Origin of the sequence: Streptomyces sp. NPDC102283, from assembly GCF_044766265.1 — a bacterium.
Taxonomy (GTDB): Bacteria; Actinomycetota; Actinomycetes; order Streptomycetales; family Streptomycetaceae; genus Streptomyces.
Genome location: NZ_JBIWLQ010000012.1, coordinates 248690 through 271244 on the forward strand (window position 1 = coordinate 248690; position 22555 = coordinate 271244).

Here is a 22555-nt window from a genome sequence, read left to right on the forward strand (position 1 = left end):
GAAGGTGACCGCACTTCCGCGCGTCGTCGGGGTGACCGCACTGCTCGCCCTGACGATGTGTGCCTGCTCGACCTCGGGGGCGGGGGCCGGTGAGCCGAAGCTCAGCTCCGTGCCCACCCCCGGGCATCTCGACCCGGCGCAGATCACTACGCCACTCGATGCCTACCTTCCGTCGCCGGAGGAGAATTACACGCTTAAGAAGGCGCGTGTGCTTCTGGTCAACGCCTGTATGAGAAAGCTTGGTTACGAGCAGAACCCGCAGCCCCTGACACGGTTCAGCGGCAAACCGTACCTGGCGCACGGCGAGTTCCTCGTGGTGCCGGTCGACCAGGCGGAGCGATACGGCTACAAGCAGCCGTCCGACGACAGAGAGGGCGGCGGCCAGAAGGCCGGTGCGGGGGCCGAGTCGCGGTATGCGAAGAACGTGACGGATGCTCAGGGGAGTCTGCTGACCGGCAAGGTCCCCACGTTCGACGGCAAGAAGGTCCCGGCAGGGGGCTGTGAGGGCGAGGCCCTGCGGATCGTCACGAAGGGGGCGGCGACCGCGGAGGAAGTCACCATGCCGGACGGATCCGCGGCCGGCTCCGGCAAGGGCGGCTTCGGCGAGGGCTACGCCGAGATGGTGGTCTCGTCGGCTCGTGGAAAGGCCATGGCCGAGGTCCGGGACGACAGCCGCTTCCAGGACGTCACCGAACGCTGGTCGGACTGCATGGAGAAGCAGGGGTACGACTACGACTCCCCGGACAGCGCCTGGAACGACAAGAAGTGGTCCGACGCCACCCGGGCAGGGAAGCAGGAGATCGCCGTAGCGGTCGCTGATATGGGCTGCAAGACGAAGGTCAACTACCTGGGCGTGGGCATCGCGGTGGAGACGGCCTACGAGAAGCAGGTGATCGAAGAGAGCGCGGAAGTTCTCGAGGACGCCAAGGACAAGACAGCCAGGTGGATCCAGAATGCGAACCAGGCGATCGAAGCGCGCTGACCGTGACGCGGCCGCCGGTGCCCCGGCGCACGGCGCCCCCGCCCCGGCCCTGGCCCGCCGCAGGCGGGTGCTGATCGCCGTGGTCGTGGGGGCACTGGTGACGGGGGGCGCGGGCTTCGGGCTCTCCACCGTGGTTCGCTCACCCTCGCAGGCCGCTGCCGAGGCGGGGGCCCCGGAACGCGACGTGCTCACGGCCGATGTCGAGCACCGCGTTCTGCGCTCCTCGTTGGTGGTCCGCGGGGAGGTGGCCGCCGAGCGCACCCTCGCTGTTTCCGCGGCAGTGAGCGCGGCCGAGGGAGCCGAACCCCTGGTCACCAAGGCGCCCCTGCGGGCCGGTGACCGCGTGCAGGCGGGGAGCGTGCTCGTGGAGATCTCCGGGCGTCCGGTCTTCGCGCTACCCGGGCCCCTGCCCGCTTACCGCGACCTCAAGCCCGGGTCCCGCGGGCAGGACGTGACCCAGCTGCGTGGTGCGCTGGCCGGACAAGGCTTCCCGTCGGCGGCTGATCCCGCGGGAGAGTTCGGCGCCGCGACCCAGACCGCGCTGGAGGCCTTCTACCGGTCCCTCGGGTACGACCCCCGCCCGGTCGTCGAGGACGGGGCCGCCCAGGTCGAGTCCGCCAGGACGGCCGTCACCGATGCCGAAAGGGCGCTGCAGGACGTTCGGGCAGCGGACCCGCGGGAGGAGAAGGCCGTCGTGCGGGCCGAGGAGGACCTGAGCCGGGCCCAGAGAGCGCTGACCGCCGCGCTCCTCCAGGCCGGGGCCATGCTCCCCGCATCGGAAGTCGTCTTCCTGGACCGCTTCCCGGCCCGGGTGGAGTCCGTCTCCGCGCGCGTCGGGGACCGGACCTCCGGCGACGTGATGACCATTTCCTCCGGCTCCCTCGGCGTACGGGGAGCGCTGACACCCAGCCAGCGCAACGCCGTGACGGCCGGCCAGAAGGTACGCATCCTCGCCGAGGCGACCGGTGAGGAGTTTGCCGGTACGACCGGCCCTGTCACCGAACCCGACAGTTCGGAGCAGCAGCCACAGGGCGACGGCGGCACGGAGGACGGTGACACGGGGGAGCCCGGCGGGGGCGCCCTGGCGGTCCTGAACGTCACACCGGACCAGAAGCTGGACGCGGCCCTCGTCGGCCAGGAGGTACGTCTCACCATCGAGATCAAGGCCTCCCGGGGCAAGGTCCTGGTCGTCCCCTTCTCCGCCGTGTCGTCCGCCGCGGACGGCAGCACCGTCGTCACGGTCCTCGCCTCGAACGGCGACCGCCGCCAGGTGCGCGTACGTCCCGGCCTGGAGGGTGACGGCAGCGTCCAGGTGACCCCCTCGCCGCGGGACGCGCTCACGCCCGGAGACCGGGTCGTTGTGGGCAAGGCTCCGAGTGGCGAGGGTGCCGCCGGGTGAGCCCCCTACCGGTCATCGAGTTCCGCGGTGTCGGTCTCACCTATCCCGGTCCACCGTCGGTTCCCGCCTTCCTTCCCGCCGACCTCGTCGTCGGCGGTGGCGAGTACGTCACGATCACCGGGCCGTCCGGGTCGGGCAAGTCGACGTTCCTCAACATCGCGGGTCTCATCGACGCGCCGACCCAGGGGCGCTACCTGCTCGACGGTGTGGACACCACCGGCCTCCCGGACTCCGAGCGGGCCGCTCTGCGCGGGCGGCGCATCGGCTTCGTGTTCCAGTCGTTCCACCTGCTGCCGCACCGCAGCGCCGTCGACAACGTGGCGCTGGCCATGGTGTACACCGGGGTGCGCCGCCGGGAACGGGCCGCTCGTGCCCGGGAGGCCCTGGTGAGAGTGGGGCTCAGCCACCGCATAGACGCCATGCCGACCAGGCTCTCCGGCGGTGAGCGGCAGCGCGTGGCCATCGCGCGCGCCCTGGTCGCGCGGCCCTCGCTCCTGCTGTGCGACGAGCCGACCGGCAACCTCGACACGGCGACCGCCCATGCGGTTCTCGCCCTTCTCGACGATCTGCACAAGGATGGAATGACTGTCGTCGTCATCACCCACGACACCTCGGTAGCGGCCCGCGGCAGCCGCACCCTGACCATCCGGGACGGCCGGCTCACCGAGCCGCCGGGCCGGGAGGCGATGCCCACCGTGCTCCGCGCGCCGGCGGACCGGGCCGGAGCGTGACGCCCCCCGGGCGAGGAGCTCGGCGAGCCGGACGGCGTCGACGAGGCAGGGGCCGTCGCCCGGACCGGGCCTCCGTCTCCCGGTTCGCGCCCCGCGATCTGCTGTCGGAGGCCGTCGCAGGCATACTCCAGCGACCGGCTCGCTCCGCGCTCACCGCCCTCGGCACGGTACTGGGCATCGGGGCGTTCGTGGCTGTCCTCGGCCTGACGGCGACGACCTCGTCCCAGATCGACGGCCGCTTCAACGCCCTGACCGCCACCGAGATCACGGTCGAGGACGTCGGCGCGTCCGATGGATCGGCCATCGGTGTCTCCTTCCCGGAGGACGCGGCCGCCCGGATCGAACGGCTCAACGGCGTCTCCCACGCGGGTGTCTACTGGCCGGTGAGCCTCCCCGACGGCGACAGCGTCCGGGCGTCTCCCGTCGGTGCGACCGTCGGCGAGGAGGAAACCCAGGTGGCGGCGGCCGAGCCGGGGGTGCTGCGCGCGGCGCAGCCCACGCTGAAGGAGGGCCGCCTCTTCGACGCGTACCACGAGAAGCAAGCCGTGCCGGTGGCCGTCGTCGGCTCGGGGATGGCCGCCAGGCTCGGCATCACCACACTGGAGAGCCGCCCGGTGGTGTTCATCGGGGATCGTCCGTTCACGGTCATCGGCATCATGAGCGATGTCCGGCGCAAGGCGGACCTGCTCCTCTCCGTGGTGGTTCCGGCCGGCGTCGCCGCGCACGAGTGGGGCGAGCCGGGCACCGGGGCCCCCGCCAAGATGCTGATTTCCACCCGGCTGGGCGCGGCCGCCCAGGTCGCGGACCAGACGCCTCTGGCCCTCGACCCGGCGCACCCGGAGCGTTTCAAGGCGGTCCCCCCGCCGGACCCCAAGGCGCTGCGCGACACCGTCGGCTCGGACCTGAACCAGCTGTTCCTGCTGCTGGCCGTCGTCTGCCTGGTCATCGGGGCGGTGGGCATCGCCAACACGACGTTGGTCGCCGTGCTCGAACGTACGGGGGAGATCGGGCTGCGCCGCACGCTGGGCGCGCGGGGTCGGCACATCACCAGCCAGTTCCTGGCCGAGTCCGCGGCCCTGGGCGCGCTGGGAGGCCTGGTGGGGACCGCCTTGGGCGCACTGACCGTGGTGGCCGTCGCGATGGCACGGGAGTGGACGCCGGTCGTGCACCCCGCGACCCTGCTCGCCGCCCCTCTGATCGGCCTGGTGACGGGGCTGCTCGCCGGTGGGTATCCGGCGTGGCGTGCCAGCCGGATCGAACCCGCCGAGGCGCTGCGACGCTGAGGGCGTATCTGACGCGCCCGACACGGTGCAGACGGCCCGGTCCAGGAGCCCTGGCGTACCCGGCAGCGAAGCCGGGCCCCGCGCGAGGATGGTCACCGGGCCCCGGGCGCGGACCTCGCCGCTGATACGGGACAATCGGAACCGCTCCTGGATCAATCTACGCGGAGGCACCGTGTCCGGTTTTGTAGAAAAGCCCGAGCCCGTGCAGGTACCGGGCCTCACCCACCTGCACACCGGCAAGGTCCGTGACCTGTACCGGAACGAGGCGGGCGACCTCGTCATGGTCGCCAGCGACCGTATCTCCGCGTACGACTGGGTCCTGCCCACCGAGATCCCCGACAAGGGCCGTGTCCTCACCCGGCTCTCGCTCTGGTGGTTCGACCAGCTCGCCGACCTGGTGCCCAACCACGTCATCTCCACCGAGCTGCCCGCCGGCGCCCCGGCCGACTGGGCGGGCCGCACCCTCATCTGCACGTCGCTGCGGATGGTCGAGGTCGAGTGCGTGGCCCGCGGCTATCTGACCGGCTCCGGGCTCGTCGAGTACGACGCCACCCGTACGGTCTGCGGCATCGGTCTCCCCGAGGGCCTGGTCAACGGATCCGAGCTGCCCGGCCCGATCTTCACCCCGGCCACCAAGGCGGCCGTCGGCGACCACGACGAGAACGTCAGCTACGAGGACGTCGCCCGCGAGGTCGGTGCGGAGACGGCCGCAGAGCTGCGGCGCACGACCCTCGACGTCTACCGCCGGGCCCGGGACATCGCGCACGGGCGCGGGATCATCCTGGCCGACACCAAGTTCGAGTTCGGCTTCGAGACCACGGCGGACGGGACCGAGCGGCTGATCATCGCCGACGAGGTGCTGACGCCGGACTCCTCGCGCTTCTGGCCCGCCGCCACCTGGGAGCCCGGCCGGGCGCAGCCCAGCTACGACAAGCAGTTCGTGCGCGACTGGCTGACGTCGCCGGCCTCCGGCTGGGACCGTGCGAGCGAGCAGCCGCCCCCGGCGCTGCCGCAGGAGATCGTGGCGGCGACCCGCGCCAAGTACATCGAGGCGTACGAGGTGCTGACCGGCACCAACTGGTCGTAACGGCAGCCGGATACGCAAGAAGCCCCGGTCCGAAAAGGACTGGGGCTTCTTCCATCTGGAGCGGACGACCAGGTTCGAACTGGCGACCTCAACCTTGGCAAGGTTGCGCTCTACCAACTGAGCTACGTCCGCAGTGCGCCGCAGCGCGATGCTTACTATACCCAACCCCGCTCGCGTGCGAGACGCACTGCCGTGTGCCGGTTCTCCGCCCCGATCTTGGTGGCGGCCGAGGAGAGGTAGTTGCGGACCGTCCCCTGCGAGAGCGAGGCCCGCTCCGCGATCTCCGCGACCGGTGCCCCGTCCGCCGCCAGTTCGAGCACCTCGGCCTCCCTGGCGGTCAGCGGGGAGTCCCCGGCGGAGATGGCGTCGGCCGCCAACTCGGGATCGACGTAACGGTTTCCGGCGTGAACGGTACGGATGATCTCCGCCAGCCGCCGGGCGCTGACCGTCTTCGGCACGAACCCCCGTACGCCGGCGGCCAGGGCCCGCTTGAGGTGCCCGGGGCGGCCGTGGCTGGTCACGATCATGGTGCGGCAGTGGGGCAGCTCGGTCCGCAGCGATGTGGCGACCTTCACACCGTCCGCGCCCGGCATCTGAAGGTCCAGGACGGCGACGTCGGGCCGGTGCGCCAGGGCCATCGCCAGGGCCTCGGGGCCGCTCGCCGCCTCCGCGACCACGACGAGGTCCTCCTCCAGGGCGAGCAGCGCGGCCAGCGCGCCCCGGATCAGGTGCTCGTCGTCGGCCAGCAGGACCCGTAGGGGCTGCGCGGTGGTCATCGTTCCTCCGGGAGGGCGGAAGGGGCGGCGGGAGGGGCGGCGGAAGGTGCGGCGGAAGGTCCGGGGGACGGTGCGAGGTGGCCGTTCGCGTCCGGGCGGGGAGCCGTGAGCGGCACCGTCGCCGTCACCCGGAAGAGATCGTCCCCGGCGGATCCGGCGGTGAGCGATCCGCCGAGCGCGCCGAGCCGTACCCGCAGCCCGGCCAGGCCCGAACCGCCGCCGTCGTCGTCGTCCGCGCCGCCGAGCGGGCGGGTGGCGCCGGCCCCGTCGTTCTCGACCTCCAGGACCACCGCGTCCCGGGTCCGCGCGAGCCGGATCCAGCAATGGCGCGGGTCGCCGTGGCGCAGGACGTTCGTCGCGGTCTCGCGCACCACCCAGCCGAGCGCGGCCTGGACGGCGTCGGGAGCCCCGATTCCGGCCGGGCCGTCCGCGCCCTCGACGGTGCAGGTGATTCCGGCGGCCTGCAACACGCCCTGTGCGCCCATGAGTTCGGTGGGCAGGTCGGCCTCCCGGTAGCCGCGTACGACATCGCGGACCTCCTGCTGGGAGGCGCGGGCGATCCGCTGCACCTCGACCATCTGGTCCATCGCCGCGGGGTTCCCGCGTTGGGCCAGCTCCACGGCCAGCTCGCTCTTCAGGGCGATCACCGACAGGTTCCGGCCGAGCACGTCGTGCATGTCCCGGCCGAACCGCAGCCGCTCCTCCGCCACCGCCAGCCGGGCCTGCATGTCCCGCGCCTCCTCCGCCTGCCACATCACGGACAGGCTCCAGACGCTCGGCCGGGCCGAGACGAGCACCAGCAGGACGACGACGACCAGCGAGACGACCGACCCGAACAGCAGCCCACCCGGCACGCCCACGGCCGCGAGGAGCGCCACGACGGCTGCCGCGTAGGAGGCGGAGTGGAGCAGGAACCTCCGGACCGGGACGAGCAGGACGTACGGGATGCCGAACGCCACGGGCAGGTCCAGCACCAGCAGGACGAGCCCCTCGTCCTTCACGCCGCCCACCGCCGCGAGTGCCACCAGAAGGCCGGTCATCAGCGCCTGGAGCGCGGCGGGCAGGCGCAACCGCCCCGGAGGGAACGGCTTCGTCCCCCGGTAGTCGTCGAAGGCGGGCGCCAGATTGCGGTTGCTCAGCACCGACTGGGTGATATTGGCGGCGAGGAACGCCCCTCCCAGGGCCATCGCCACCGGTCCCTCGTCCAGGGTCTCGCCGAGGGGCAGCAGGCCCCAGGACACCGCGAAGAACCAGGTGATCGAGCAGAGCGTCACCCTGCTGTAGAGGTCGATGCGCTCCAGCTTGCTGCGCTCGTGCCAGCCGCGTCGCCAGCCCCGTACCCGACCGATCACACCCCTCAGCCCCTTCATGTCAGCCGCGCGGGTCCCAGCGGAACCACCGTCGCACAGCAAACACGCCGAAAGCGGTCCAGGCCAGCGCGGTCACTCCGGCCGTGAACAGGTCGCCGCTCTCCACGCCGCCGAGCCAGCCGTGCCGGATCAGGGTCATCACGCCCGTCATCGGCAGCAGCTCCAGGACGGAGGCCAGCTTGTCCGGGAAGATCGCCAGCGGGATGAACAGCCCGGAGCCGAACATCGAGACGAAGAACAGCGGCAGGGTCGTGAGCTGCGAGGTCTGCACCGTCCGGGTGAGCACGGTGGTCGCCGCCGCCAGGGCGGACATCAGGAAGAAGGCCAGCAGCAGTCCGGCCAGCAGGAGGTCGGGGCGGTGCGGGGCACTCAGGTCGAAGGCGATCGCGCCGGCCACCACCAGCAGCACGCACTGGGCGAGCGCCAGCGCGACGGACGGCAGCGCGGTGCCGATGAGGATCTCGCGGTCGGAGATCTCGCCGGTGCGCAGCCGCTTCAGGACGAGTTCCTCGCGCCGGGCGACGTACGCGGAGACGAGGTTCATGTAGACGACCTGGACGAGCACCATGCCGATGCCGCCGGTCAGGGTGGCGCCCGCGACGGTGAGCCCGGTGCCGCCGAGGTCGATCTGTTCGAGCGAGGACCGCATCGCGAAGATCATCGTGAGCGGCAGCAGCAGGGCCACGACGATCGCGGTCCGGTTGCGCAGCAGGAGGATCAGCTCGGCGCGGCCGAGGGCGGTCAGCCGCCGGGCCACGGCCGCCGCGCCCGTGGGGGAGGCGGCGGACGTCCGGTCGCGGACGGGGGTCGTGGTGGTCGTCATGCCGTCACCTTCTTCGTGCTCTTCGTGCCGCCGGAGCGGGTGGAGCGGTCCGGGACCTGGCGCGGGTCCTGGTCCCGGGGCGCGTGCTGGGTCTTCGCGATGTCGAGGAACGCCTCTTCCAGGGAGGCGGAGCGGGCGTCGAGGCCGTGCAGCCGTACGCCGGACTCCCGGGCCCACTCCAGGAGTTCGTGCAGCGACTCCTGGAGGGCGGGGGTGCGGATCTCGACCCGGGACCCTTCCGCCGCGGCCCGCAGCGAGAGCGGCAGGCGCGCCGCCGGCACGGCCTCGGGCAGCACGAACCGGATCCTGGCGGGCTGCTGCGCGGTCACCTCGGCGATGGTCCCGGTCGTCACGATCCTCCCCTGATGCATGATCGCCAGCCGGTCCGCGAGCGCCTCGGCCTCCTCCAGGTAGTGCGTGGTCAGCAGCACGGTCGTGCCGTTGTCCCGCAGTGCCCGGACGAGCTCCCAGGTCTCCTGCCGGCCCTCGGCGTCCAGCCCGGTCGTCGGCTCGTCGAGGAAGAGCACCTCGGGCCGGGACGTCAGGGCCAGCGCCAGGTCGAGGCGGCGCTTCTCGCCGCCGGACAGCTGCTTGACCCGCACGTTTCCCCGGCCGGTCAGGCCGACCATCCCCAGGGCCTCGCCGGCCGGGCGTGCGCCGGTGGTGCAGGCCGACCACATGCGTACGGTCTCCATGACCGTGAGGTCGGAGGGGAAGCCGCCTTCCTGGAGCATCACTCCGGTACGGGGGCGGACGGCGGCGCGCTCGCGGTACGGGTCGTGGCCGAGGACCCGCACCGTCCCGTCGGTCGGCGGCGCCAGGCCTTCGAGGAGTTCCACGGTGGAGGTCTTGCCCGCGCCGTTCGTCCCGAGCAGGGCGAACAGTTCGCCGCGGGCCACGGAGAAGGAGATCCCGGACACGGCCTCGAAGCCGCCGGCGTAACGTCGGCGGACCTCGTTCGCCTCGATCACGGGACCGTCCACGCGGTCGCTGAGAATGTCGTCGCTGGTCATGCTTCAAGGTTTCCGCCGGAACGGGCCCGCGAGCAGTGCGCGCTGTCACCACTGCTCATGACAAACCTCATGAGGGGCTTCGACGGAGTCACGGGGGTCCGGGAGCACGACAAAGGCCCCGACCGAGAAGGTCAGGGCCTTTGATGCTGAGCGGACGACCAGGTTCGAACTGGCGACCTCAACCTTGGCAAGGTTGCGCTCTACCAACTGAGCTACGTCCGCAGTGCAACCACTCGGCTTTCACCGGTGGAGCGAGCACTACTCTACCTGATCCACGAAGTGGTCCGAAGAGTTGTGCAGAGCGGGTGACAGGAATTGCACACTGCGCCTTCCCCCTGGAAGGGGGATGTTCTACTACTGAACTACACCCGCACGCTGCGTGGGATTCGGCTTTGCGGCCTCGCCCCTCGGCGTGCTCCAGACTCTAGCCGACCTGCGGGGGTGTCGCGCAAGTCGGCTCCCCGAGGGCCCCGCGGAACGGGCCTCCGGACCCGGCCGGCGGGGCGCCCGGGGCCGCCTGACGGAGCGTCCGGCTCCCGGGTCCGCCGCGCCCGACGGGCAGCCCGGTCCGGCCGGCCCGGAACCACCGCGGCTCGCCCTACCGACATCGCAGCGGTTCCACCGGCCGTCACCGCCACGGCTCAACTCGCCGCGTCGAACGCCTCGTAGACCTTCTTCGGGATGCGGCCCCGGGCCGGCACCTCCATCCGGTGCGAGCGGGCCCAGGCGCGGACGGCCGCGGGGTCCGGGGCGAGGGAGGTGTGGTGGTAGGTCGTGGGCGTCCTGCCGTGCTTGCTGGCATTTGTCTGCTTTCGGCCGGCGGCCACGTAAGGAGCCAGGGCCTTCCGCAGTTTCTTCGCATTGGCGGGATTGAGATCGATCTCGTACGTCTTCCCGTCCAGGGCGAAGGTCACCGTTTCCGCCGCTGCTCCCCCGTCGATGTCGTCGGAGAGCGTCACCACTACGCGCTGAGCCACGGATATCGGTCCTTTCCTACGGCGCCCGCGCGTCCTTCGTGCGCGGATGCCTGCCTTCCGGCTGCCAGGCGGGCGGATGTGGATCGACGAGACGTCGACTGTTCCGTTGTCCCCGGGGCAATGTTGCTTTCCCCGGTAATCATTTGTACAGCGGTGGGTACCGCATTGTGAAGCCCAGCCAATTACATCCGCGTGTCCGTGTGCAATCCGTGTGCAATCCGGGCGCGATTTTTCCAGACCTTTTCCTGTGCGGTGTCGCGGCCGATATCCCGGCGTGATCCGCGCAGAGTGCCCGCGGTGTCCGTCCCGCCCGATATCTACCCGCGTAGAAATTTTGGCCAGGTACGCTGAGTGGACCCGCGGGGGTCTGGGGAACCCCCCGGAGAGACAGCCGCACCACACCACCACACCGGGAGTGCCAGTGGCACGCGTCGTAGTCGACGTCATGCTCAAGCCCGAGATCCTCGACCCGCAGGGACAGGCGGTGCAGCGTGCACTGCCCCGTCTCGGCTTCGAGGGAATCGCGGACGTTCGTCAGGGAAAGCGTTTCGAGCTGGAGGTCGAGGGGCCGGTCGACGACGCCGCCCTCGCCCGTATTAACGAGCTGGCCGAGACGTTCCTCGCCAACACCGTCATCGAGGACTTCGTCGTGAAGGTGGAGGAGGAGAAGTGACCACCCGTATCGGCGTCGTCACTTTTCCCGGCACCCTCGACGATCAGGACGCCCTGCGCGCCGTCCGGATCGCGGGCGCCGAGCCCGTATCCCTCTGGCACCGCGACAAGGACCTGCACCAGGTCGACGCGGTCGTCCTGGCGGGCGGTTTCTCCTACGGGGACTACCTCCGCGCCGGAGCGATTTCCCGCTTCTCGCCGGTCATGGAAACCCTCATCGAGCAGGCGAAGGCCGGTATGCCGGTCCTCGGGATCTGCAACGGTTTCCAGATCCTGACCGAGGCGCACCTGCTGCCCGGCGCGATGCTGCGCAACAACCACCTCCACTTCATCTGCCGCGACCAGAGCCTGCGGGTGGAGAACGCGGAGACCGCCTGGACCTCGGACTACACCGCCGGCCAGGAGATCAGGGTCCCGCTCAAGAACATGGACGGCCGGTACACCGCCGACGAGCACACGCTCGACGAGCTGGAGGCCGAGGGCCGCGTCGCCTTCCGCTACCTGGACGGCAACCCCAACGGCTCGCTCCGCGACATCGCGGGCATCACCAACGCCGCGGGCAACATCGTCGGCCTGATGCCGCACCCGGAGCACGCCGTGGAACCGCTCATCGGCACCGGTCGCACCGACGGCCTGGGTTTCTTCACCTCGATCATCAAGAAGCTGGTCAACGCATGAGCCTGGATACGGTCAAGCACGCGGCCGGGACCCCGGACGCCGAACAGCCCTGGAAGGAGCTCGGCCTCAAGGAGGACGAGTACGCCCGGATCCGCGAGATCCTGGGCCGCCGCCCCACCGGCGCCGAGCTCGCCATGTACTCCGTGATGTGGTCGGAGCACTGCTCGTACAAGAGCAGCAAGGTCCACCTCAAGCAGTTCGGCGAGAAGGTCCCCGCCAACGACGCCATGCTCGTCGGCATCGGCGAGAACGCCGGCGTCGTCGACGTCGGCCAGGGGTACGCGGTCACCTTCAAGGTCGAGTCGCACAACCACCCCTCGTACATCGAGCCCTACCAGGGCGCGGCCACCGGCATCGGCGGCATCGTCCGCGACATCCTCGCCATGGGCGCCCGCCCGATCGCGGTCGTCGACCCGCTGCGCTTCGGCGCGGCCGACCACCCCGACACCAAGCGCGTGCTGCCGGGCGTCGTCGCGGGCATCGGCGGCTACGGCAACTGCCTGGGCCTGCCCAACATCGGCGGCGAGGTCGTCTTCGACGCCTGCTACCAGGGCAACCCGCTGGTCAACGCCGGCTGCATCGGCGTGATGAAGCACGAGGACATCCACCTCGCGCAGGCGTCCGGCCCCGGCAACAAGGTCATCCTGTACGGCGCCCGCACCGGCGGCGACGGCATCGGCGGCGTCTCCGTGCTGGCGAGCGAGACCTTCGAGTCCACCGGCCCGGCCAAGCGCCCGGCCGTCCAGGTCGGCGACCCGTTCCAGGAGAAGCTCCTCATCGAGTGCACCCTGGAGATCTTCGGCGAGAAGCTCGTCGCGGGCATCCAGGACCTCGGCGGCGCCGGGCTCTCCTGCGCCACCAGTGAGCTGGCCTCCGCCGGTTCCGGCGGCATGCGCGTCGAGCTGGACACCGTGCCGCTGCGCGACTCCTCGCTCTCGCCCGAGGAAATCCTCATGAGCGAGTCGCAGGAGCGCATGTGCGCGATCGTCGAGCCGCAGCACGTGGACCGCTTCCTGGAGATCTGCGAGAAGTGGGACGTCATCGCCACCGTCATCGGTGAGGTGACCGAGGGATCCCAGCTGGAGATCTTCTGGCACGGCGAGCAGATCGTGGACGTACCCCCGCGCTCGGTCGCCCACGACGGCCCGGTCTACCACCGCCCGTTCGCCCGCCCGTCCTGGCAGGACGCGCTCCAGGCGGACGACGCCGGCAAGCTCGCCCGCCCGGGAGACGCGGCCGAGCTGCGCGAGCAGGTCCTGAAGCTGGTCGCCTCCCCGAACCAGGCCTCCAAGGCGTGGATCACCGACCAGTACGACCGCTTCGTGCAGGGCAACACCGTCCTCGCGATGCCCGAGGACGCGGGCATGGTCCGCATCGACGCCGAGTCGAACCTGGGCGTGGCCATGGCGACCGACGGCAACGGCCGGTACGCCAAGCTCGACCCGTACACCGGCGCGCAGCTCGCGCTGGCGGAGTCGTACCGCAACGTCGCCGCCTCCGGCGCGAAGCCGCTGGCCATCTCGGACTGCCTGAACTTCGGCTCCCCGGAGGACCCGGACGTCATGTGGCAGTTCGCCGAGGCCACCCGCGGTCTCGCGGACGGCTGCCTGGAGCTGGGCACCCCGGTCACCGGCGGCAACGTCTCGCTGTACAACCAGACCGGTGAGACGGCGATCCACCCGACGCCGGTCGTGGCCGTGCTCGGCGTGATCGACGACGTCAACCGGCGTACGCCGGTCGCCTTCGCGGAAGAGGGCCAGCTCCTCTACCTGCTGGGCGACACGACCGAGGAGTTCGGCGGCTCGGCCTGGTCCGAGGTCGTCCACCAGCACCTGGGCGGCCTGCCGCCGAAGGTGGACCTCGGTCGCGAGAAGCTGCTCGCCGAGATCCTCATCTCGGCCTCCCGCGACGGCATGATCGACGCCGCGCACGACCTGAGCGACGGCGGCCTGATCCAGGCCGTCACCGAGTCCTGCCTGCGCGGCGGGAAGGGCGCCAGGCTGGTCGTGCCGGACGGTCTGGACGCGTTCACGTTCCTCTTCTCCGAGTCGGCGGGACGCGCGGTCGTCTCGATCCCGCGCAGCGAGGAGCTCCGCTTCAACGACATGTGCGGCGCGCGCGGTCTGCCCGTCACCCGCATCGGTGTCGTGGACGGCGAGGAGATCGAGATCCAGGGCGAGTTCAGCATCCCGCTGAGCGAGCTCCGTACGGCACACGAGGCGACGATCCCCGCGCTGCTCGCCTGAGCCGCGCGCCGACCGGCGCCGCTGAAGCCCCCGCCCGGGTCCTCCGGGCGGGGGCTTCAGCCGTTTCCCTCACACTCTTGTAAGAGATTACGTAATTACGTAAGGTTGGTGTCATGGAGCTGGAGCAGCGGGTCGCCGAGTTGGAGAGGCGGCTCACGGCACTGGAGCGGCGGGACTCCGAGTCCCCTCGTCTGGGCGACGGCGACTTCTGGGCGCTGGACGGGCTGAAACAGCAGCTCGCCCAGGTCGGGGAGGCCGCGGCCGACGGGGGAGTGCTCTACACGGGCTCGGTCCGGCTGCCCACCGGCGAGAGTTACGAGTGGCAGTACGGCGCCCTCACCGAGGCCCTGTTCGACGGGGACTGGGCGGACGCCGCCGATTCGTTCGCCGCGCTGGGCCACCCGGTCCGGCTGCGGCTGCTCCGCGAGATCCTCGGCGGCCTGAGGACGACCGCCGAACTGGCCGCGCTCGACGAGCTGGGCACCACCGGCCAGATCTACCACCACCTGCGCCAGCTGACCGGCGCGGGCTGGCTGCACGCCGCGGGCCGCGGCCGCTACGAGGTCCCGGCGGTCCGCGTGGTGCCGCTGCTGGTGGTGCTGACGGCGGCGCGGCCCTGAAGCCAAGACCATGAAACCAGGGGGAAAGATCATGTCCGTCCGCAAAGCCATGATGCTGCTCTACCGAGTGAGCTGGCTCGTCTTTCTCGCGCTGGTGCTCACCGGAGTCCTCTCCGAACCGTTGTTGCCGGTCGGCCTCACCTTCGTGCCCATGGGCGTGGCTCTGGTCATCGGGCTCACCCTGAGCCGTAGCGGCCCGAAGGGGGAGGCGAAGCAACGCCCGGCCGTGGAGGTCGAACCGCCGGTGACCGGCCGCTGGACCGCCCTCAACAGCCCGGCGGACAAGGTGCCGAGCCACGGTACGCACGTCTACGGGCAGACGTACGCGATCGACATCGTGGCCGATCCGGAGACGGAGGAGGGTGGGGCCCCGGCCCGCCCGCCGTTCCGCCTCTTCTGGCCGGTCGTACGCCGCAACCGCGACTTCCCGGCCTTCGGCGCCCCGCTGCTCGCGGTGGCCGACGCCACGGTCGTGAAGGCGAGCGACGGCCAGCGCGACCACCTGAGCCGCAACTCGCTGCCGGCCCTCGCCTACCTGATGCTGATCGAGGGAGCTGCACGAGACCTTCTCGGCGCACGTCGGATCATCGGCAACCACGTGATCCTCGACCTCGGCGGTGGCACGTACGCCGTGTACGCCCACGTCCAGCGCGGCTCGCTCCGGGTCAAGGCCGGGGAGACCGTGCGCGCCGGCCAGATGCTCGGGCGGGTGGGAAACTCCGGCAACACCACCGAACCGCACCTCCACTTCCATCTGATGGACAGCCCGGACCTCGACGCCGCCCGGGGCGTCCCCTTCACCTGGCGGGGCGTCGGAGTGCCCGCGAACAAGGAGACGTTCACGGTCGGCGAGCAGGCCGAGGTGCAGGCCGGGACGCCGGCCGGGGAGCAGGTCGCGGAGGCCTGACCCGGGCGGGCGATGTCAGTGGGGCCGGTTAGTCTCGGCCCCATGCCCCCGGCCAAGAAGCGCCCGCGCGCCTACGACCACCTCAGGACCCGGACGGCGGTCCTCGCCCAGTTCGCCCATGTCCGGGACGCCGTCCCCGTGTTGACGCCCGACCAGCTCGCCCGGCCGACCCGGCTCGGCGACTGGACGGTGCGCGAGCTCGTCGTGCACATCGCGATGGGGCTGAGCAGCGTCGCCCGGTCCGTGGACCTGCCGGAGCCGCCCGGGCCCAAGCCCCAGCTCACCCTGCTGGAGTGGCCGGCGGCCCCCGCCGCGCACGCCGCCCGGATCGCCGAGGACGTCGAGGAGGTGGCGGCCGGCCGCCCCGACCTCGCCACGCTGTTCGAGGAGGCGGAAGCGGGGTTCGCCGAGGCGGTCCCGGCCACCGGCACGGGGGAGCGGCTGCTGTCCGTCCGGGTCGGCTCCATGCGGCTGACCGACTATCTGGTCACCCGGACCGTCGAGCTGGTCGTCCACACGGACGACCTGAACGAGGCGCTCGGGCTGGAGATCCCCTACGACCGCCAGGCCCTGGCCGCCTGCACCCGGCTGCTGGCGGACGCCCTCGCGGACCGGGCGCCCGGCGGTTCGGTCGAGGTGCGGGTCCCGCCGTTCGCGGTGGTGCAGTGCGTCGGCGGGCCCAAGCACACCCGGGGCACCCCGCCGAATGTCGTGGAGGCTGGCCCGCTGACCTGGATCCGGCTCGCCACCGGGCGTACGGAGTGGGCGCGGGCCGTGGAGGACGCCGAGGTCAGCGCCAGTGGTGAGCGCGCCGACCTGGCCGCGCTGCTGCCGCTGATGGGCTGAGGCGGCCGCCGCGAAGCGGAGCGGGCGGAACCGGATCCGCCCCCCGTTCCGTCACATCGCCATGCGCACACAACGGATGACCCTCAGCGTCAGTGTCCTGGCCCTCCTCACCCTCGCCGCCTGCGGTACGGAGTCGGGTTCCGGTTCCGGCTCCGGCGACGGCGGCGACACCGTGCGGAGCGACGTCCCCGTCACCGGGGTCGCCTGGAGCGTCGACTCGGTGACCGTCGGCGGCACGAAGACCGAGGCCCCGGAGGGGGCCCGGATGGAGATCGACCCGAAGGGCCGGGCCACGGCCGACTTCGGCTGCAACCACATCGGTGTGGACGCCCGCGTGGAGGGCGACCGGATCACCCTGGGCAAGCCCGTCACCACGCAGATGGCGTGCGACGAGGACATCGAGAAGTTCGAGAAGGCCGCCATCGACGCGATGGGCGGCGAGCTCACCGCGAAGCTCTCCGGGGAGAAGCTGACCCTCACCAAGGAAGGCGGCCACACCATGGAGCTCAGCGAGGAGAAGCCCGCCGATCTGGTCGGCACCCGGTGGGCGGTGACCACGCTGCTCAGCGGTGAGACCGCCACGACCGTACCGGCGGATCTGCCGAAGGAGCGGGCACCTCATCTGACCTTCGCCGACGACGGCACCGTACGGGGCAACTCCGGCTGCAACTCCTTCAGCGGCCGGGCGACGGTCAAGGGCTCCACGATCACGTTCGGGCCGGTGGCCGGCACCCGGAAGATGTGCCCGGAGGCGGAGATGGAGACGGAGCGCGCGGTGCTCGCCGCCCTGGACGGCAAGGTCACGTACACGATCAAGGGCAAGGCCCTCACCCTCACCGCCGACGACGGCAAGGGCCTCGGTGCCACGGCCGCCCGCCCGGGGTCCGAAAGCGCCTCCCAGCACGGCTGAACCCGGAAGGCAGACGTGCCCGGAGCCGCGGCGCGCGCCGAGCGGGCGGACGCCGGCCCCGCCCCGACCGGCCCCGCCCCGACCGGCCCCGCCCCGGCGGGACGTCGGCCCCCGCCCCGACCGGCCGGGGCCGACCGGCCGGGGTTCGACCACCGGGCACCAGGAAGCGGCTCAGGAACGCGTCGGATACGGGAGCAGGCCGGAGTCCGTCCTCTCCCACGACGCCCGCAGCTCGGCCAGCCGCTCCGGATCCGCCTTCGCGCGGTCGGCCTGCTCGCGCCGGTCGTCGGCCAGGTTGAACAGCTGGTCGGTCCCGCTCTTTCCCCGGTAGTACTTCCAGTCGCCGCGCCGCAGCGCCCGCTCGCCGCGCACCCGCCAGAACAGGTCGCGTTCCTTCGGCGTCTCGCCCCGCAGCAGATAGCCCGCGAGGCTGACGCCGTCCAGCGGGTGGGCGGGGTCCGGTCGCGCTCCGCCCAGCTCCAGCAGGGTGGCCGTCCAGTCGGGCGAGAACACCGGGAGGTCGCTGACCTGGTGGCCATCGACGCGGGCGGGCCAGCGCAGCACCGAGGGGACGCGGATGCCGCCTTCCTGGAGCGAGCTCTTGCCGCCGGCGAGCGGCCAGTTGTAGGAGAACCGTTCGCCGCCGTTGTCGCTGGCGAAGAAGACCAGGGTGTCCTTCTCCTGCCCCGACCGCTTCAGTGCCTTCAGCACCTCGCCGACCGAGCGGTCCAGGTCCTCGACCATCTCCGTGTACTTCTCGATCGAGCCGCCGTCGGCGTGCCGGAGGGCGGACCGGTCGCCCGCCTTGATCCGGCGGACGATCTCGGCGCTCGCCTCCGTGTCGCCGTCGGCTATCCAGGGCCAGTGCGGAGTGGTGAAGTTCAGGTTGAGCAGCCACGGACTGTCGCCGTGGTCACGCTGTACGTACTCGCTCGCCCGCTCCGTGAGGACCCGGGTGTAGTACCGCAGGTCCTTGTACTCGGCGTCGCCCTCGTACAGGTCGTACTCGCCCGCCAGGCCGAGCTTGGAGTAGTACTCCAGGGCACCGCCGAAGTTGCCGAAGAACTCGTCGTAGCCCGACCTGGTCGGGCTGTAGTCCGGCAGGTACCCGCAGTGCCACTTGCCGATCAGCGCGGTCGAGTAGCCGACGCCGCGCAGCAGGGAGGCCAGTGTCGGGTGGGTGGGCTCCAGCCCCACCGACCTGTCGGCGATGGGCTCGGCGAGCCCGCCCTTCGTACGTCCCGGATAGCGCCCCGTGTAGAGGCTGAACCGGGTGGGGGAGCAGGTCGCCGACCCCGAGTACGCATCGGTGAAGCGCACGCCCTGCCGCGCCAGCCGGTCCAGGTGGGGCGTCCGGATGTGCGGAGATCCGTACGAGGAGAGATCCGCCCAGCCGAGGTCGTCGCCGAGGATGAAGAGGATGTTGGGACGGCGCGCGTGCCTGCCGCGGGCGGCACGGAACGGACGTTCCCGTGTCACGGCGTCGTCGGCCGTTCCGGCGGCGGCAGCCGGAACGGCCGCCTGTATTCCGGCCGCGGTGACGGCGGTGGCGCCGACCGCGGTCGTGAAGGCGCGGCGGCTCAGCGGCGTACCGGATCGGTTGTCCGGACGTGCGTGTACATCGCGAGAGGTCATGAGGGCTCCTGGGAGGGCCTCGGGCGCCGGTCGGAGGAGGCGGCGCGAGGCAGTGGGCGCGACTTCCCGGCGGGCGGGGGCCCACGGACGGGCGCACCCGTCCGCAGGGGGCGGAGGAGGGAGGGAGATGAACGCGGGCACGCATGCCGGAGCCCGGGGCGGAGGCCCCGCGGGGGTTCGGGAGGTGCGGCAGTCTCAGGCGCGGCGACAGATGGCGCTCGCTACACGTCCCAGATCGACGTGCCGGCGCTCCACGAGCGTGATCGAGAGATCACCGAGGGGCTGCATGGGGAAGGAGCCTGCCAACGAGGCATGGGCCTGTCAACGGTGGTCTCGCACTGCGGACGGCGGCCCTCACCTTCCACCGTCCGCGCCGCTCACCCCGCCGCACAGGCTTGAGCCGCTCGCTCTTCGCCGCACGGGCGGCCCGTTTCCGCGGTTCGTCGTCGCCCGGGGAGCGGCTCACTCCTCCCCGGCCGAGTCCCGGGGTGTGAGGCTCACCACGAAACGAGTGTTCGGCCGGCGGCCGAGGCGGTGATCGGGCAGGTTCACCGAGCGCCACGGTCACCCGGGCGCCCTCGCCGGCCCCTACCCGTTGGTAATCGGCCTCCCGGCCCGGAAGTGAGCGCCGCGCTCGCCTCGCGGACCCCGTCCCGCCCACGCGGTGATCACGGAGCGTCACTGGCCGAAGTCCCGCGAATCGCCCGCCCCGGTCGGCGGGCGCGCCCGTTCCCCATGGACCGCCGCGGGTTTGCCCACCGGTCCCCAATTCGGACCAGTGGTCGATCTCGCCTACACTCGGTGCCGTGCCCCGTGGTGATGGACGACTCAACCACGACCTGCTCCCCGGAGAGAAAGGCCCCCAGGACGCTTGTGGCGTCTTCGGTGTCTGGGCTCCGGGTGAAGAGGTCGCCAAGCTCACCTATTTCGGACTGTATGCCCTGCAGCACCGTGGACAGGAATCCGCGGGCATCGCAGTGAGCAACGGGTCCCAGATCCTGGTCTTCAAGGACATGGGACTGGTCTCGCAGGTCTTCGACGAAACGTCTCTGGGTTCCCTCCAGGGCCATATCGCGGTCGGTCATGCCCGCTACTCCACCACCGGCGCCTCGGTGTGGGAGAACGCGCAGCCGACGTTCCGTGCCACCGCGCACGGCTCGATCGCCCTCGGTCACAACGGGAACCTGGTCAACACCGCCCAGCTCGCGGAGATGGTCGCCGACCTCCCGCGCAAGGACGGCCGTGCCACCCAGGTCGCCGCGACCAACGACACCGACCTGGTGACCGCGCTGCTCGCCGGGCAGCGCGACGAGAACGACAAGCCGCTCACCATCGAGGAAGCCGCCGCCAAGGTGCTCCCCGACGTCAAGGGCGCGTTCTCCCTCGTCTTCATGGACGAACACACGCTGTACGCCGCCCGCGACCCGCAGGGCATCCGCCCGCTGGTCCTCGGCCGGCTGGAGCGCGGCTGGGTGGTCGCCTCCGAGTCCGCCGCGCTCGACATCTGCGGCGCCAGCTACGTACGCGAGATCGAGCCGGGCGAGCTCGTCGCCATCGACGAGAACGGCCTGCGCACCTCCCGATTCGCTGAAGCGAAGCCCAAGGGCTGTGTCTTCGAGTACGTCTACCTGGCCCGTCCCGACACCGACATCGCCGGGCGCAACGTCTACCTCTCCCGGGTGGAGATGGGCCGCAGGCTGGCCGCCGAGGCCCCCGCCGACGCGGATCTCGTCATAGCGACCCCGGAATCCGGCACCCCCGCGGCCGTCGGTTACGCCGAAGCCAGCGGAATCCCGTTCGGCGTCGGACTGGTCAAGAACGCCTACGTCGGCCGGACCTTCATCCAGCCCTCGCAGACCATCCGCCAGCTCGGCATCCGGCTCAAGCTGAATCCGCTGAAGGAAGTCATCAAGGGCAAGCGCCTGGTGGTCGTCGACGACTCGATCGTCCGCGGCAACACCCAGCGGGCCCTGGTCCGGATGCTCCGCGAGGCGGGCGCCGCCGAGATCCACATCCGGATCTCCTCGCCGCCGGTGAAGTGGCCCTGCTTCTTCGGGATCGACTTCGCGACCCGCGCCGAACTGATCGCCAACGGCATGACCGTCGACGAGATCTGCACCTCCATGGGTGCCGACTCCCTCTCGTACATCTCGATCGACGCGATGATCGAGGCGACGACGATCCCCAAGCCGAACCTCTGCCGCGCCTGCTTCGACGGTGAGTACCCGATGGAGCTCCCGGACCCGGAGCTGCTCGGCAAGCAGCTGCTGGAGACCGAGCTGGCGGCGGGCCCGGCGGCGACCGCCGCGGCCGACGCGCTGCGCCGTCCGTGACCGGACGCGCCGCCGCATCCCCCACCAGCCCCGTATCTCCACACGAAAGATCCCAGGCCATGTCTGAGACAACAGGTGCTTCCTACGCGGCGGCCGGCGTCGACATCGAAGCCGGTGACCGTGCCGTCGAGCTGATGAAGGAGTGGGTGAAGAAGACGCAGCGCCCCGAGGTCGCGGGCCTCGGCGGCCTGGGCGGCTTCGCCGGCCTCTTCGACGCCTCGGCGCTGAAGCGCTACGAGCGCCCGCTCCTGGCCTCCGCCACGGACGGTGTCGGCACCAAGGTGGACCTGGCGCGTCGGATGGGCGTGTACGACACCATCGGCCACGACCTCGTCGGCATGGTCGTGGACGACCTCGTCGTCTGCGGCGCCGAGCCGCTGTTCATGACCGACTACATCTGCGTCGGCAAGGTGCACCCCGAGCGTGTCGCGGCCATCGTGAAGGGCATCGCCGAAGGCTGCGTCCTGGCGGGCTGCTCCCTGGTCGGCGGCGAGACGGCCGAGCACCCGGGCCTCCTCGGCCCGGACGACTTCGACGTCGCCGGAGCCGGTACGGGCGTGGTCGAGGCCGACCGCCTGCTCGGCCCGGACCGTATCCGCGCGGGTGACGCCGTGATCGCCATGGCGTCCTCCGGTCTTCACTCCAACGGGTACTCGCTCGTCCGCCACGTGGTCTTCGACCGGGCCGGCTGGTCCCTGGACCGCGAGGTCGAGGAGTTCGGCCGCACGCTCGGCGAGGAACTCCTGGAGCCCACCCGGATCTACTCCCTGGACTGCCTGGCCCTCACCCGGACGACCGAGGTGCACGGCTTCAGCCACGTCACCGGCGGCGGCCTGGCGAACAACCTGGCCCGGGTCATCCCGGACGGCCTGCACGCCACCGTGGACCGCTCCACGTGGACGCCCGGCGCGGTCTTCGACCTGGTCGGCAAGGCCGGTCAGGTCGAGCGGCTGGAGCTGGAGAAGACGCTCAACATGGGCGTCGGCATGATCGCGATCGTCCCGGCCGACTCGGTGGACGCCGCGCTGACGACCCTGGCCGACCGCGGGGTCGACTCCTGGGTCGCGGGTGAGATCACCGAGCGCGGTGAGCACACCACGGGCGCCGAGCTGACCGGCGACTACGCCCGCTAGGCACCGTCACGCCGTGGTGCGCGGGGCGGCGGCCCGCCCGGCGCACCACGGCCCCACGACAGCTGGGAAGCCGGATCGGGACACACAGAACCCGGCCCGGGGCAGGCCCGGACCGGGTTGATGTGTCAGCGCGA

The 22555-nt window shown here is 71.4% G+C and carries 21 protein-coding genes and 3 tRNA genes; 14 read left to right on the top strand and 10 right to left on the bottom strand.

All coding sequences use genetic code 11. From position 1 onward, the window contains the following. Positions 1-4 precede the first annotated feature (4 nt). From ACIRJT_RS24325 to ACIRJT_RS24345, 5 genes are all read left to right on the top strand, one after another. Positions 5-982 carry a hypothetical protein gene (locus ACIRJT_RS24325; protein ID WP_403912525.1) on the top strand — a complete coding sequence of 326 codons (978 nt, stop codon included), beginning with the start codon at positions 5-7 and terminating at the stop codon, positions 980-982. After that, a complete protein-coding gene (locus tag ACIRJT_RS24330; RefSeq protein WP_403912528.1) occupies positions 954-2381 on the top strand; it encodes a peptidoglycan-binding protein in 1428 nt (475 codons plus the stop codon). Before ACIRJT_RS24325 ends, ACIRJT_RS24330 begins: the two co-directional genes overlap by 29 nt. Beyond that, entirely contained in the window at positions 2378-3112 is a 735-nt protein-coding gene (locus ACIRJT_RS24335) for an ABC transporter ATP-binding protein (RefSeq protein WP_403912530.1), read from the top strand. The genes ACIRJT_RS24330 and ACIRJT_RS24335 overlap by 4 nt, the downstream gene beginning before the upstream one ends. Further along, positions 3109-4395, top strand: coding sequence for an ABC transporter permease (locus ACIRJT_RS24340; protein WP_403912533.1), 1287 nt, complete (start codon positions 3109-3111; stop codon positions 4393-4395). The genes ACIRJT_RS24335 and ACIRJT_RS24340 overlap by 4 nt, the downstream gene beginning before the upstream one ends. Positions 4396-4567: 172 nt before the next feature. Beyond that, on the top strand, positions 4568-5482 hold the full coding sequence (locus ACIRJT_RS24345; RefSeq protein WP_403912536.1) for a phosphoribosylaminoimidazolesuccinocarboxamide synthase: 915 nt from the start codon (positions 4568-4570) through the stop codon (positions 5480-5482). 56 nt (positions 5483-5538) lie between these two features. Here the strand turns inward: ACIRJT_RS24345 and ACIRJT_RS24350 are convergent. From ACIRJT_RS24350 to ACIRJT_RS24385, 8 genes are all read right to left on the bottom strand, one after another. Next, a tRNA-Gly gene (locus tag ACIRJT_RS24350) sits at positions 5539-5614 on the bottom strand. Positions 5615-5637: 23 nt separating this feature from the next. Continuing rightward, the gene (locus tag ACIRJT_RS24355) at positions 5638-6258 is read right to left on the bottom strand and encodes a response regulator transcription factor (RefSeq protein ID WP_003968028.1); all 621 of its coding nucleotides are present in this window, start codon (positions 6256-6258) and stop codon (positions 5638-5640) included. Continuing rightward, positions 6255-7628, bottom strand: a complete 1374-nt coding sequence (locus tag ACIRJT_RS24360; RefSeq protein ID WP_403912539.1) for a sensor histidine kinase — start codon at positions 7626-7628, stop codon at positions 6255-6257. The genes ACIRJT_RS24355 and ACIRJT_RS24360 overlap by 4 nt, the downstream gene beginning before the upstream one ends. Position 7629: 1 nt before the next feature. Further along, complete coding sequence (locus tag ACIRJT_RS24365; RefSeq protein WP_403912541.1) at positions 7630-8451, bottom strand: ABC transporter permease; 822 nt, start codon at positions 8449-8451, stop codon at positions 7630-7632. Further along, positions 8448-9464: an ABC transporter ATP-binding protein gene (locus ACIRJT_RS24370; RefSeq protein ID WP_403912544.1), complete on the bottom strand. Its 1017-nt coding sequence runs from the start codon at positions 9462-9464 to the stop codon at positions 8448-8450. The genes ACIRJT_RS24365 and ACIRJT_RS24370 overlap by 4 nt, the downstream gene beginning before the upstream one ends. 149 nt (positions 9465-9613) lie before the next feature. After that, positions 9614-9686, bottom strand: a tRNA-Gly gene (locus ACIRJT_RS24375). Positions 9687-9764: 78 nt separating this feature from the next. Then, a tRNA-Gly gene (locus tag ACIRJT_RS24380) sits at positions 9765-9836 on the bottom strand. A 269-nt stretch (positions 9837-10105) separates the two neighbouring features. Next, positions 10106-10441, bottom strand: a complete 336-nt coding sequence (locus ACIRJT_RS24385) for an Lsr2 family protein (RefSeq protein WP_403912547.1) — start codon at positions 10439-10441, stop codon at positions 10106-10108. A gap of 421 nt (positions 10442-10862) precedes the next feature. Between ACIRJT_RS24385 and purS the strand changes: the two genes are divergently transcribed. The 7 genes from purS to ACIRJT_RS24420 all read left to right on the top strand — a co-directional run bounded on the left by purS (position 10863) and on the right by ACIRJT_RS24420 (position 17320). Then, entirely contained in the window at positions 10863-11114 is a 252-nt protein-coding gene (purS, locus tag ACIRJT_RS24390; RefSeq protein WP_003968034.1) for a phosphoribosylformylglycinamidine synthase subunit PurS, read from the top strand. Further along, positions 11111-11791: a phosphoribosylformylglycinamidine synthase subunit PurQ gene (gene purQ, locus ACIRJT_RS24395; RefSeq protein WP_402103510.1), complete on the top strand. Its 681-nt coding sequence runs from the start codon at positions 11111-11113 to the stop codon at positions 11789-11791. Before purS ends, purQ begins: the two co-directional genes overlap by 4 nt. After that, positions 11788-14037 carry a phosphoribosylformylglycinamidine synthase subunit PurL gene (gene purL, locus ACIRJT_RS24400; RefSeq protein WP_403912550.1) on the top strand — a complete coding sequence of 750 codons (2250 nt, stop codon included), beginning with the start codon at positions 11788-11790 and terminating at the stop codon, positions 14035-14037. Before purQ ends, purL begins: the two co-directional genes overlap by 4 nt. 113 nt (positions 14038-14150) lie before the next feature. Then, positions 14151-14657: an ArsR/SmtB family transcription factor gene (locus ACIRJT_RS24405; RefSeq protein ID WP_403912553.1), complete on the top strand. Its 507-nt coding sequence runs from the start codon at positions 14151-14153 to the stop codon at positions 14655-14657. A 31-nt stretch (positions 14658-14688) separates the two neighbouring features. Further along, the gene (locus ACIRJT_RS24410) at positions 14689-15564 is read left to right on the top strand and encodes a M23 family metallopeptidase (RefSeq protein ID WP_403912556.1); all 876 of its coding nucleotides are present in this window, start codon (positions 14689-14691) and stop codon (positions 15562-15564) included. A 42-nt stretch (positions 15565-15606) separates the two neighbouring features. Further along, a complete protein-coding gene (locus ACIRJT_RS24415) occupies positions 15607-16410 on the top strand; it encodes a sterol carrier family protein (protein WP_403912558.1) in 804 nt (267 codons plus the stop codon). A gap of 61 nt (positions 16411-16471) precedes the next feature. Further along, on the top strand, positions 16472-17320 hold the full coding sequence (locus ACIRJT_RS24420) for an META domain-containing protein (RefSeq protein WP_403912561.1): 849 nt from the start codon (positions 16472-16474) through the stop codon (positions 17318-17320). Between the two features lie 171 nt (positions 17321-17491). Here the strand turns inward: ACIRJT_RS24420 and ACIRJT_RS24425 are convergent, their stop codons facing one another. Then, positions 17492-18955 (bottom strand): sulfatase-like hydrolase/transferase, encoded by a 1464-nt coding sequence (locus tag ACIRJT_RS24425; protein WP_403912564.1) that lies wholly within the window; start codon positions 18953-18955, stop codon positions 17492-17494. Between the two features lie 195 nt (positions 18956-19150). Beyond that, the gene (locus tag ACIRJT_RS24430; protein WP_350827157.1) at positions 19151-19243 is read right to left on the bottom strand and encodes a putative leader peptide; all 93 of its coding nucleotides are present in this window, start codon (positions 19241-19243) and stop codon (positions 19151-19153) included. A 518-nt stretch (positions 19244-19761) separates the two neighbouring features. On the opposite strand from ACIRJT_RS24430, the gene purF reads away from it, so the two are divergent. Further along, entirely contained in the window at positions 19762-21288 is a 1527-nt protein-coding gene (purF, locus tag ACIRJT_RS24435; RefSeq protein ID WP_403912566.1) for an amidophosphoribosyltransferase, read from the top strand. A gap of 59 nt (positions 21289-21347) precedes the next feature. After that, a complete protein-coding gene (gene purM, locus ACIRJT_RS24440; protein WP_403912569.1) occupies positions 21348-22421 on the top strand; it encodes a phosphoribosylformylglycinamidine cyclo-ligase in 1074 nt (357 codons plus the stop codon). Positions 22422-22555: the final 134 nt, after the last annotated feature.

What these genes read in the sequence shown, in the direction of transcription:
- ACIRJT_RS24330 (WP_403912528.1), top strand. Translation starts at nt 954, where the DNA reads ATGCGAACCAGGCGATCGAAGCGCGCTGACCGTGACGCGGCCGCCGGT.
- ACIRJT_RS24355 (WP_003968028.1), bottom strand. Translation starts at nt 6,258, where the DNA reads ATGACCACCGCGCAGCCCCTACGGGTCCTGCTGGCCGACGACGAGCAC.
- ACIRJT_RS24360 (WP_403912539.1), bottom strand. Translation starts at nt 7,628, where the DNA reads ATGAAGGGGCTGAGGGGTGTGATCGGTCGGGTACGGGGCTGGCGACGC.
- ACIRJT_RS24365 (WP_403912541.1), bottom strand. Translation starts at nt 8,451, where the DNA reads ATGACGACCACCACGACCCCCGTCCGCGACCGGACGTCCGCCGCCTCC.
- ACIRJT_RS24370 (WP_403912544.1), bottom strand. Translation starts at nt 9,464, where the DNA reads ATGACCAGCGACGACATTCTCAGCGACCGCGTGGACGGTCCCGTGATC.
- purL (WP_403912550.1), top strand. Translation starts at nt 11,788, where the DNA reads ATGAGCCTGGATACGGTCAAGCACGCGGCCGGGACCCCGGACGCCGAA.
- ACIRJT_RS24405 (WP_403912553.1), top strand. Translation starts at nt 14,151, where the DNA reads ATGGAGCTGGAGCAGCGGGTCGCCGAGTTGGAGAGGCGGCTCACGGCA.
- ACIRJT_RS24410 (WP_403912556.1), top strand. Translation starts at nt 14,689, where the DNA reads ATGTCCGTCCGCAAAGCCATGATGCTGCTCTACCGAGTGAGCTGGCTC.
- ACIRJT_RS24415 (WP_403912558.1), top strand. Translation starts at nt 15,607, where the DNA reads ATGCCCCCGGCCAAGAAGCGCCCGCGCGCCTACGACCACCTCAGGACC.
- ACIRJT_RS24420 (WP_403912561.1), top strand. Translation starts at nt 16,472, where the DNA reads ATGCGCACACAACGGATGACCCTCAGCGTCAGTGTCCTGGCCCTCCTC.
- ACIRJT_RS24425 (WP_403912564.1), bottom strand. Translation starts at nt 18,955, where the DNA reads ATGACCTCTCGCGATGTACACGCACGTCCGGACAACCGATCCGGTACG.
- ACIRJT_RS24430 (WP_350827157.1), bottom strand. Translation starts at nt 19,243, where the DNA reads ATGCAGCCCCTCGGTGATCTCTCGATCACGCTCGTGGAGCGCCGGCAC.
- purM (WP_403912569.1), top strand. Translation starts at nt 21,348, where the DNA reads ATGTCTGAGACAACAGGTGCTTCCTACGCGGCGGCCGGCGTCGACATC.